The organism is Flavobacterium sp. (assembly GCF_003525665.1).
GTDB lineage: Bacteria > Bacteroidota > Bacteroidia > Flavobacteriales > Flavobacteriaceae > Flavobacterium.
In genome coordinates, this window is record NZ_DQDX01000047.1 from 11,961 (window position 1) to 21,942 (window position 9,982).

The window sequence follows — 9,982 nt, forward strand, 5'->3', positions numbered from 1 at the left end:
GAGATAAAATTATTCTAAATTAAAATCCCAAGACAAATTATTTCTGTACCAAAGTTGCCCATTTGAAACTTCCAATGGACAATCAAAATTATTGGTGTACAAACTTCCTGTTCCTAAACCTTGAGGCATTTTATTATTTTGTAAAAAGGTGAATTGTGCAATTGCATTTAAGCCAACATTACTTTCTAAAGCCGAAGTAATCCACCAACCAATATTGTATTTTTCAGCGAGTTCAATCCATTGTTTTGTTCCTCTAAATCCACCGATGAAACTTGGTTTTAAAATGATGTATTGTGGCTTGATTTTTTGCAATAATTGTTCTTTTTCTTCCAATGAAAACACACCAATTAGCTCTTCATCCAAAGCAATTGGAATTGGAGTGATTTTACACAGCTCTGACATTGTGTCAGTATGATTTTTTGCAATTGGTTGTTCGATACTATGCAATTCATAACCAGCTAATTGATTTAATTTACTTAAAGCTAAATTTTCACTAAAAGCACCGTTAGCGTCAACTCTAATTTCGATGGTTTTAGCATCAAAATTTTGACGAATAAAGCGCAATAAATCCAATTCTTTTTGAAAATCTATCGCACCAATTTTTAATTTAATACACGTAAAACCTTGAGCTAACTTTTCTTCAATTTGCTCTTTCATAAACTGCTCATCGCCCATCCAAACTAATCCATTTATAACAATAGATTTTGATGAATTTGTGAAATCTGAAGGAAATAAAACAAACGGATTTTCGCTAATCAAAGATTGAAAAGCCATCTCAATTCCGAACTGAATCGATGGAAATTCTATCAATTCATCCCATAATTTTTCTTCTCCAAGATGAATATTTTGACAAGTCCAAATCAATTTTTCTTCATAATCATCGCGATCATCAATACTTAATCCGCGCAGAATTCCGCACTCGCCTATTCCTTTTTTACCGTTTTCTTCTAGCACAATAAACCATGTTTCTTTCTGAGTTAAAACACCGCGAGAAGTTCCTGATGGTCGTTTAAAATCGAGTAAGTATTTATGATAAGTTGCTTTCATTTTCAGTTTCGGGTTGCGAGTTTCGGGTTGCGAGTTTCGGGTTGCGAGTTTTAATATATTGAAATTAATTTTTGAAGTTGACTTTTGAAGTTGACTTTTGAAGTTGACTTTTGAAATCACTCGATAATTCGCAATATCTTTTTAAAATTATCTGATGGTAAACCGAATTTTTGGAACTCTTTGAAGTCAAGTTTTACTTGTTCTTTCCAAGAATTTCCTGTGAATAAGGTTTGATTTGAATATTTCTCGTGAATGTCTTTTGCTTGCGAAACTCTATCGGTAAACAGATATACATGCGCCAAATTGAGCTGAAAATTAATCTCTGATGGGTTTTGTTTTAGTCCTTGATTGTAAATTTCTTCGGCTTTTGTGTATTGTTTTAAAAGCAAATAGTAATCGCCTAGAACGCCATAATCTTTGTAGCTAGCTCTTTTTTTGGCAATCATTTCTGTTGTAATTAACTCTATTGCATCGTTGGATTTTCCAGAATTAAATAGTTTAAGTGATTTGTTTCTGATGACATCGTAGTACTTTTCTACTTCGCCAGATTTCTTCAAACTTTCCTCAACTGATTGTTCGATTGCTCTGTTTTTTTCTACCGAAATCAATTGTTTGAACTCGCTGTATTTGTATTTTGCACCAACGTTTTCAATGAAAATGGCGTAGAATTCATCCTTTTTTGAAAGCGATTTTACTACTTCTTGTTTTTGAGCAATGGTTAGTAATTCTTTTTTGGTTTCAGGATTCCAGCCGCGACTTGATTTTACATCAACCCACGGAACGATTTCTAAAACTATCTTTTGATTCATAATCCAATTGTTGCTTTCAAAGGTAAAATAGAGGTTTTCTATATTGCCTAAAAGACATTTGGAACTTGTAGAAAGCAGTTTTGCTTCTTTATTGATTGGTTTGCTTTGCACGAAACATGCATTGGTGTTTTTACCTGTTTTTATGTAGTTTTCTACATCTATAACATTTTGATATATAGCGTATTTACACTTATCGTCACCGGAAATTGTTGAAAGTAAAAAAACAGCTCCAGCCGTTCCTTGACTAATGCCTGTTGGATCTGGAATTGATTTTAAAACGGATACCAAACTGCTGGATATTTTTTGGTTGTCATCGAGCATTGTAATTCGGTAAACTACTTCGGTTGTTCCTTCTGGGAAGTTGGCCGATTTTATGAATTTCTTCTCGCCTGCTTTTAGAATTATGGTTTCGTTTGTGGTTCTAATATTATCCCAATAACCGTCTTTGGACTGCGCGGTTGAACCTATTGAAACGAATAGTGAAAGTATAAGATAAAGTTTTTTTGACATCTTGATTTTGTGTAAGACAATTACTAACTAGCCCTGATTGTAGCAAATATCCTTTTATTTTGTTGCCTATGGAGATTCTATTGGCAACAAAATAAAAGATATTGCGTAAAGCAGGAAAATGGACTACAACAATTCGCGTGCCATTCGCTTCAGAAAATAATTAGTCTATTAAATTATAGCGAGATACTTTCGCCAATTTCTAGTAACATTAGGTCTTTTCCTGCGTCGAAAAACTTTTTCTTGGCGTCGTCGTGGTTGATTTCTATGTATCCGAAAGTGTCGAAATGTACGCCAAGAACTTTGTCACAATCGACAAAATCTGAGGCAATTATGGCATCTTCAACGTCCATAGTGAAATTGTTTCCGATTGAAAGTATCGCTAAATCAAGTTTGGTGCGCATTGGAATGAGTTTCATGTCCATTGTAAGCGCTGTATCGCCCGAAATGTAGATGTTTTTGTGCTCGCCTTCTATTACAAATCCGGCTGGATTTCCGCCATACGATCCGTCTGGAAACGAGCTTGAATGGATTGCGTTTACGACTTTTACGCGACCGAAATCAAATTTCCAGCTTCCGCCGTGGTTCATTGGATGGTAATTAAATCCTTTATTTCCGTAGTAAGTTGCTACTTCGTAAGTAGAAACAATGGTTGCGTTTGTGCGTGTTGCGATGGCTTCTACATCAAGAATATGGTCTTGATGTGCGTGAGTTAGTAAAATATAATCGGCACTAATTGTATTGATATCAATATGTGCTGCTTTTGGATTTCCTGTGATGAATGGATCGACTAAAATGTGTTTTCCGCTTACTTCGATTCCGATGCAAGCGTGACCGTAGAATTTAATTTTCATATTAATTGGTATAATAAATTAGCATATCTGAAAGAAAATAGATCAATGATAATGATAGTAAAACTGATAATAAAAACGTGCTTAAAGCCAATCGTTTTAACTCTGGATCTAATAATTTAGGTTCTCTGTTTTTGTAAACTCTAATTAAATGGGATGATAATGGTAAATAAGCAATTAGGAAAAGGTAAATATCAAAATTGAATCCTGGGTTTGGATCACGATACAAATCGAAAAATAATGCAAATAAAAGAACTAAAACCATTGCTGAAATGATTAAGAAAAAATGATATTTCTTTGCCCAAGCGCCACCATTTTTTACCACAATTGTATTTTTATTGGATTTTCTATCGGATTCTTCGTCGCGCATGTTGTTTAAATTTAAAACTCCTACGCTCAAGAAACCAATTGCCGTTGCTGGTAAAAACAGTAGCCAATCTATTTGTTTAGAAAACATAAAATAGATTCCGAAAGTACTCACTAAACCGAAAAATGTGAAGACAAATACATCGCCTAAACCGCGATAACCATAAGGATTTTTACCAACTGTATAACGAATTGCCGATGCAATTGCCAAAATTCCTAACACAAAAAAGATTATGGAATATAATAAATATTTTCCTTTGAAGGAGAAATAAATGAGCAACATTGCCGAAACAAACGTTAGAAATGCAGTAATAAAAATGGCATAACGCATTGCTCCAGGCGTAATTAATCCGCTTTGGATGGCGCGTTTTGGTCCTACTCGATCGTCGTTGTCTGTGCCTTTCACTCCGTCGCCATAATCGTTTGCAAAGTTGGAAAGTATTTGCAAACCTAATGTTGTAGAAAGTGCAAGAACTACAATTTTCCAATTGAAAAATCCTTGCGACATAGCGTAAAAACTACCTACCAAAATACCCGAAATTGATAATGGTAATGTTCTTACTCGTGCGGCTTCAATCCAGTGTTTCATTTTATATTTGATATTAAATTTTTAGATATTAGATATAGTTTTATGCAAAATAGATATTTGATATTTAAAATCTAATATCTAAAATTGTTATTACATCCAATTACTATTTGATGTTTCTATTTCGTACAACCAAAGATTGACGTATTCTTTAATTTTAGTGTAATTTCCTAACTGAAAAGATAAATTTCCTCCAGCGGTATGCAATGTTAACGAACCAATATTGAGGTTTTTATGCCAAAATAATTGTGATGTTGTAATGGCTTGAATTTTTCCTATTTCGATGATTTCGTTGTCAATATCCCAAGCGCCACTTTGTTTTATAATATGATTCTCGTTGATGTATAATCGGTAATTTCTAAATCCGAAATAATGAATTGTTAAAAAGAACAAGGTGTAAAAAACCGCCAAATTCGAAAACTTAAACGCTTCTGCATTTATATATTTACCAAAGATAAAAAATCCTGATAAAGGTAGTACAATAGTTAGAAAAATTGAAAAAACTAATTTACGGAAATTAGGTTTCATCATCACTCCTTTTTCGGGTAATTGCCTGAAAATGAGTTTCAAAATTTCATCACGTTCGTTTTCATTGCAACCTGGTATCTCAATTAATGATTTTTTTTGTTTGCTTTCGTCACTAATGGCTAACTTGATTTTGATTTCGAGAACATTCAATTTTTTCTGAAAGAAATTTCTTGAAATGTTTACAATTTGAACTTTCTCTGGCTTTAAAATGGTGCTTTGCGTGTTTATCAATCCGTACGACAATAACAAGGAACCTTTTTGTTTAGTAATATTGTAATTGAAATATTTGATTAAAGTTCGACTGATATTAATTACAAAAACAACACAAAACATCCCCAAAATAAATACTGAAATAAGATAAAAAGCCGAATTGTTTTCTACAAAACCATCGATTGCTCTTTCATCTATTAAATCTTCTTTTCCAATGTTTCGTAGGTTTTCAAATATTGTAAAGAAAAACGTTAGAATTAAACCGAAACTTCGCACATAATTGGAAGTGATTCCAACTTTTAGCAGGCTTAAGAAATCAATTTTTAAAAATGGGTAATTGTCTGATTTTACCTCTTTAATTGGAACTTCATCTGAAGAAATTATTTCTTTGCGGGCTTCATTGTCAAGTAATTTTGCCTTTAAAGCTAATGCAACTGAATGAGAAATTGCTTTGATATTCCCTTCTTTATTATCGCTTCCAGCAGTATCAACATTTAATGCATAAACTCCAATAATTCTCTGAATTAAAGATTGCTGAATATTAACTTGCTGAATTCTATTAAGTTGAATTGTTGTTTTAGTTTTATTGATAATTCCTTCATTCACAATAAATTCGTCGTTTTCATCGTCAATATAAAAGGTAAAATTTATAAAACTTAAGTAAGCAATTACTGCAATTACAAGCACAATTGCGACTAAACCGATGTACAAATAAAGTTTGCTTAACGATTCTGCTTTAAAAAAATAAATTACAATAATAGGAAAAAAAGCCCTGCCAAATTTTTGCAAGGAATCAACAAACATGACCAAAACTCCGATGGAAGATTGACGTTGCGGTTTATCGAAATTGGTTTCCATTATAATTGTTTTTGGATTTTACCCATTAGCAATTGCTTGATGTTTTCGGCTTCTTCTTTAGCAATTCCCGGAATTTCAATATCACTTGCTGTTCCACCAGCAGTAAAAATTTCTACTTTGGCTAAACCAAAATATCTTGATAAAAATCCTTCGTGAAGAGCAACGTGTTGGACTCTATTGTATGGAATTACCATTGTATTTGTTGCGATAAGTCCGCTTCTGTAAATTACATCGTGATTTCTAAAAGCATAAGCTTTTTTCTTGAATGAAATTCGATTTAAAAAAAAGGAACCATTTACAATTACAAGAAAAATTCCAAATACCAAAAACGGACTGAATTCTTGTGAATCTTCAATATTCATCCACAAGAAAATCATGACGATCGCAATAATTGAAAAAATAATAGCATTACTAATCAATAGTACTTTCCAATAATTTTTATGCAGCGAAGTTAATTCAACCGACTCATATCGAGGAAGTTGTTTTGTATCTATTGTATCGTTGGTGAATTCTTCCATGGTAAACTATTATTAATACATATTGTTTGCTCAAATTTCAAATTAATTGCTTCACTATTGAGATTCCTACGGAATGACAAACTGTGTGGGTTAAACTGAAATCTGCTATCTGAAATCTGTCATCTGCTATCTGAAAACTGAAAACTGAAAACTGAACACTAAACTAAGGTAACCACTTTTTATCAAAATTAGGTTTGCGTTTTTCAAGAAAAGCATCTCTTCCTTCTTTAGCTTCGTCGGTCATGTAGGCCAATCGAGTTGCTTCGCCTGCAAAAACTTGTTGACCAACCATTCCGTCGTCGGTTAAATTCATGGCAAATTTTAGCATTTTTATAGATGTTGGTGATTTTGCCAAGATCTCTTGTGCCCATTCATAAGCGGTATCTTCCAATTCATCGTGTGGAATTACAGCATTTACCATTCCCATTTCGAAAGCTTCTTGAGCTGAGTAATTTCGTCCTAAAAAGAAAATTTCTCTAGCTTTTTTCTGACCAACCATTTTGGCCAAATACGCCGATCCATAACCTCCGTCAAAACTAGTTACATCAGCATCGGTTTGTTTAAAAATGGCGTGTTCTTTACTTGCTAAAGTTAAATCGCAAACTACATGCAAACTATGTCCGCCACCAACAGCCCAACCTGGAACAACGCAAATTACCGCTTTCGGCATAAAACGAATTAATCGTTGCACGTCTAAAATATTAAGTCTGTGATAACCATCGTCGCCAACGTAACCTTGATGACCACGCGCTTTTTGATCGCCACCAGAACAAAACGAATAAACTCCGTCTTTAGAACTTGGACCTTCTGCAGAAAGTAAAACTACACCTATAGATGTATCTTCTTGCGCATCGTGAAAAGCTTGTAATAATTCGGCTGTGGTTTTTGGTCGAAATGCATTCCGAACGTCTGGCCTATTGAAAGCGATTCTCGCAACACCATTGCATTTTTTATAAGTTATATCTTCAAATTCTTTTGCGGTTACCCAATTGATTGCACTCATTGAAAACTATTTTTGTTAAAAATGTATTTGAATACTAATTTGTATTAATTTAGCGTAAAAATAAACCAAAAATTAGATAATACCACTATTACCATTCTTATTTCATTATGAAAAAAAATATTTTAAGCATCGCATTATTAGCAATTAGTTTTGGAGGTTTCGCACAAACGTATGAATTTCAAACAATTAAAGACATCGAAGCCAATCCTGTAATTTCACAAGACAATACAGGAACTTGTTGGAGTTTTTCAACAACGTCATTTTTGGAGGCCGAAATCATCCGCTTGACGGGAAAAAAAATCGACTTGTCTGAGATGTATAATGTTCGAAATACTTATCCTAAAAAAGCATGGAATTATGTTATGCGACAAGGGAAAGCTCAATTTGGCGAAGGCGGTTTAGCTCATGATGTGATTAATTCTGCAGAAGATTTTGGTTTGGTTCCAAATAGTGTTTACTCTGGATTAATTGGTACTAACAACGCTCACAATCATGCCGAAATGACTGCGGTTTTAGAATCAATGTTAAAAACTTATGTTGCCAATCCTGGAGCAAAATTATCTCCACAATGGAAAGAAGCGGTAAATGCAGTTCTTGATGTATATATAGGTAAAAATGTAACCGATTTTACATACGAAGGAAAAAAATATACGCCAAAAAGTTTCTTGGAGATGACCAAATTGAAAACAGCTGATTATGTTACAATTTCGTCTTTTACTAATGAGCCTTTTTACAAAACCTTCTTATTAGATATTCCAGATAATTTTTCTAACGGAACTTTTTATAATTTACCATTAGATGAATACGTTCAAAATATCGATAATGCATTAGATAATGGATATACGATTGCTTTAGATTGCGATGTATCTGAAAATACCTTCTCAGGAAAAAATGGTGTTGCTGTTATTGCAGAAAATGATACTGATGCCAAAGTAATTACAACAGAAATCAAACCAGAGAAAGTAATTTCGCCAGAATACCGTCAAGCGGAATTTGAAAACTTGACTACAACCGACGATCATTTGATGCACATTGTTGGAAAAGTAAAAGATCAAACTGGAAAAATGTACTATAAAGTAAAAAATTCTTGGGGAACAAAATCGGGTAAAGAAGGTTATGTTTATATGAGTGTTTCTTATATGAAATTAAAAAGTATTTCGGTTTTATTGCACAAAGACGGATTAACAAAAACGACAAAATCTAAATTAGGATTATAAAAATGAAACGATTTCTATCAACAAAAAACACATTCACCGTTCTGTTTTTATGGGCAATCGTACTATTTATGGTTGTTGTCTTGTATTTGGGAATTACCGAGAATGAGTTGCCATTACTACCTATTATTATACTATCGTTGGTAATTGGATTTATCGTTTGGGTTTTATTGGACACAAGATATGTTATAAAAAATCATTTTTTATTGTACCGTTCTGGACCATTTAGAGGAAGAATTGACATTGAAAATATTCAAAAAATAAAACGACATTCGGGTTTGTATGTTCCAGTAACGTTGAAACCGGCATTGGATACGAAAGGTTTTATAATAACCTATAATAAATTTGACGACTTATTTATTTCTCCAATAAAAAGCGATGTTTTCATTGAAGAAATCAGAAAAATAAATCCGAAGATTGAAGTGATTTAATTGAAAAAGGTAAGTGTGATGCTTACCTTTTTTGTTATCCAATTTTCACAGAAGTCATTGTTAATGAACCTCCAACTGGTTTATCGTTAAAGAAACTAACTTCGTCATTGTTGTCTTGTAAAGCAATCGAATAAATTAGAGGAAAATAATGATCTGGAGTTGGGATGGCGAGTTTTGCCGCTTTATTTAACTTTTCATATTCTATTAGCGATTTGAAATCATTATTACCAATTTTTTCCTTGAAAATGGTATTCATTTCAATTGTCCAATCATAGCCATATTCAGGTTCTTGAAGTTTGTCCCACGCAACCATTCCTAGATTGTGAACCATGTTTCCGCTTCCAATAATTAGAACTCCTTTTTTGCGAAGTGAAGCCAATTGTTTTGCCAAATCATAATGATATTGTGCAGGTTTACTATAATCAATACTCAATTGCAAGACTGGAATGTCTGCATTTGGATAAATGTGTCGCACAACGGTCCAAGTTCCATGGTCTAAACCCCAATCGTGGTCCAAACCAACATTGGTAGAAGTTATTAATTCTGAAGTGAATTTCGCCAATTCTGGATCTCCTTTTGCAGGATATTCTACATCAAACAATGCTTGCGGAAAACCTCCAAAATCGTGAATTGTCTTTGGATTATTCATTGCAGTTATGTGAGTTCCGTTAGTCAACCAATGTGCAGAAATAACTAAAACAGCTTTAGGTTTTGGAATTTCTCTACCAAATTTTGCCCACGTTCTAGAAAACTCATTGTCTTCAATTCCGTTCATTGGCGAACCGTGACCAATAAATAATACTGGAAGTTTTTCTCCGTCTTCTTTTAAATCTTTTGTCCAATTATAAAATGGATGTAATGATGCCATGGTATTGCCTTTTGTTGGTGTTATTTGTAAAATATTTTTGTTTCAAATAAAAAATAATTGTAAGAAAATTAATGCTAATTTGAAAAATCATTAAAAATAAATGTAATTGTTAAAAAAAAACTAATCAAATTTCGTGCATTTCATCGACTTATATTGCAGTTAATCTAAAAAATTATAATTAAAAAT

At 33.0% G+C, this 9,982-nt stretch carries 10 protein-coding genes; 2 read left to right on the forward strand and 8 right to left on the reverse strand.

Features of this window, described 5'->3' with window-relative positions; genetic code table 11:
• Positions 1–9 precede the first annotated feature (9 nt).
• The 7 genes from DIU01_RS03310 to DIU01_RS03340 form a co-directional block, all read right to left on the reverse strand.
• Positions 10–1,047 (reverse strand): o-succinylbenzoate synthase, encoded by a 1,038-nt coding sequence (locus tag DIU01_RS03310; RefSeq protein ID WP_290831828.1) that lies wholly within the window; start codon positions 1,045–1,047, stop codon positions 10–12.
• 116 nt (positions 1,048–1,163) lie between these two features.
• Positions 1,164–2,366: a M48 family metallopeptidase gene (locus DIU01_RS03315; protein ID WP_290831829.1), complete on the reverse strand. Its 1,203-nt coding sequence runs from the start codon at positions 2,364–2,366 to the stop codon at positions 1,164–1,166.
• Positions 2,367–2,539: 173 nt separating this feature from the next.
• Complete coding sequence (locus DIU01_RS03320; RefSeq protein WP_290831830.1) at positions 2,540–3,217, reverse strand: metal-dependent hydrolase; 678 nt, start codon at positions 3,215–3,217, stop codon at positions 2,540–2,542.
• Position 3,218: 1 nt separating this feature from the next.
• The gene (gene menA, locus DIU01_RS03325) at positions 3,219–4,169 is read right to left on the reverse strand and encodes a 1,4-dihydroxy-2-naphthoate octaprenyltransferase (protein ID WP_290831831.1); all 951 of its coding nucleotides are present in this window, start codon (positions 4,167–4,169) and stop codon (positions 3,219–3,221) included.
• 90 nt (positions 4,170–4,259) lie between these two features.
• Positions 4,260–5,762: a PH domain-containing protein gene (locus tag DIU01_RS03330; protein WP_290831832.1), complete on the reverse strand. Its 1,503-nt coding sequence runs from the start codon at positions 5,760–5,762 to the stop codon at positions 4,260–4,262.
• Positions 5,762–6,280 carry a PH domain-containing protein gene (locus DIU01_RS03335; protein ID WP_290831833.1) on the reverse strand — a complete coding sequence of 173 codons (519 nt, stop codon included), beginning with the start codon at positions 6,278–6,280 and terminating at the stop codon, positions 5,762–5,764. Before DIU01_RS03335 ends, DIU01_RS03330 begins: the two co-directional genes overlap by 1 nt.
• A 163-nt stretch (positions 6,281–6,443) precedes the next feature.
• Positions 6,444–7,283 carry a 1,4-dihydroxy-2-naphthoyl-CoA synthase gene (locus DIU01_RS03340; protein WP_290831834.1) on the reverse strand — a complete coding sequence of 280 codons (840 nt, stop codon included), beginning with the start codon at positions 7,281–7,283 and terminating at the stop codon, positions 6,444–6,446.
• A gap of 107 nt (positions 7,284–7,390) precedes the next feature.
• Between DIU01_RS03340 and DIU01_RS03345 the strand changes: the two genes are divergently transcribed.
• Together DIU01_RS03345 and DIU01_RS03350 are read left to right on the forward strand one after the other, a co-directional pair.
• Positions 7,391–8,500 (forward strand): C1 family peptidase, encoded by a 1,110-nt coding sequence (locus tag DIU01_RS03345; RefSeq protein ID WP_290831835.1) that lies wholly within the window; start codon positions 7,391–7,393, stop codon positions 8,498–8,500.
• A gap of 2 nt (positions 8,501–8,502) precedes the next feature.
• Positions 8,503–8,928: a PH domain-containing protein gene (locus tag DIU01_RS03350; protein ID WP_290831836.1), complete on the forward strand. Its 426-nt coding sequence runs from the start codon at positions 8,503–8,505 to the stop codon at positions 8,926–8,928.
• 34 nt (positions 8,929–8,962) lie between these two features.
• Here the strand turns inward: DIU01_RS03350 and ygiD are convergent, their stop codons facing one another.
• Positions 8,963–9,796, reverse strand: a complete 834-nt coding sequence (gene ygiD / locus DIU01_RS03355) for a 4,5-DOPA dioxygenase extradiol (protein ID WP_290831837.1) — start codon at positions 9,794–9,796, stop codon at positions 8,963–8,965.
• Positions 9,797–9,982: the final 186 nt, after the last annotated feature.

Excerpts from the sequence above, each read along its gene's own strand:
- DIU01_RS03310 (WP_290831828.1), bottom strand. The coding sequence starts at position 1,047 with ATGAAAGCAACTTATCATAAATACTTACTCGATTTTAAACGACCATCA.
- DIU01_RS03315 (WP_290831829.1), bottom strand. The coding sequence starts at position 2,366 with ATGTCAAAAAAACTTTATCTTATACTTTCACTATTCGTTTCAATAGGT.
- DIU01_RS03320 (WP_290831830.1), bottom strand. The coding sequence starts at position 3,217 with ATGAAAATTAAATTCTACGGTCACGCTTGCATCGGAATCGAAGTAAGC.
- menA (WP_290831831.1), bottom strand. The coding sequence starts at position 4,169 with ATGAAACACTGGATTGAAGCCGCACGAGTAAGAACATTACCATTATCA.
- DIU01_RS03330 (WP_290831832.1), bottom strand. The coding sequence starts at position 5,762 with ATGGAAACCAATTTCGATAAACCGCAACGTCAATCTTCCATCGGAGTT.
- DIU01_RS03335 (WP_290831833.1), bottom strand. The coding sequence starts at position 6,280 with ATGGAAGAATTCACCAACGATACAATAGATACAAAACAACTTCCTCGA.
- DIU01_RS03340 (WP_290831834.1), bottom strand. The coding sequence starts at position 7,283 with ATGAGTGCAATCAATTGGGTAACCGCAAAAGAATTTGAAGATATAACT.
- DIU01_RS03345 (WP_290831835.1), top strand. The coding sequence starts at position 7,391 with ATGAAAAAAAATATTTTAAGCATCGCATTATTAGCAATTAGTTTTGGA.
- DIU01_RS03350 (WP_290831836.1), top strand. The coding sequence starts at position 8,503 with ATGAAACGATTTCTATCAACAAAAAACACATTCACCGTTCTGTTTTTA.
- ygiD (WP_290831837.1), bottom strand. The coding sequence starts at position 9,796 with ATGGCATCATTACATCCATTTTATAATTGGACAAAAGATTTAAAAGAA.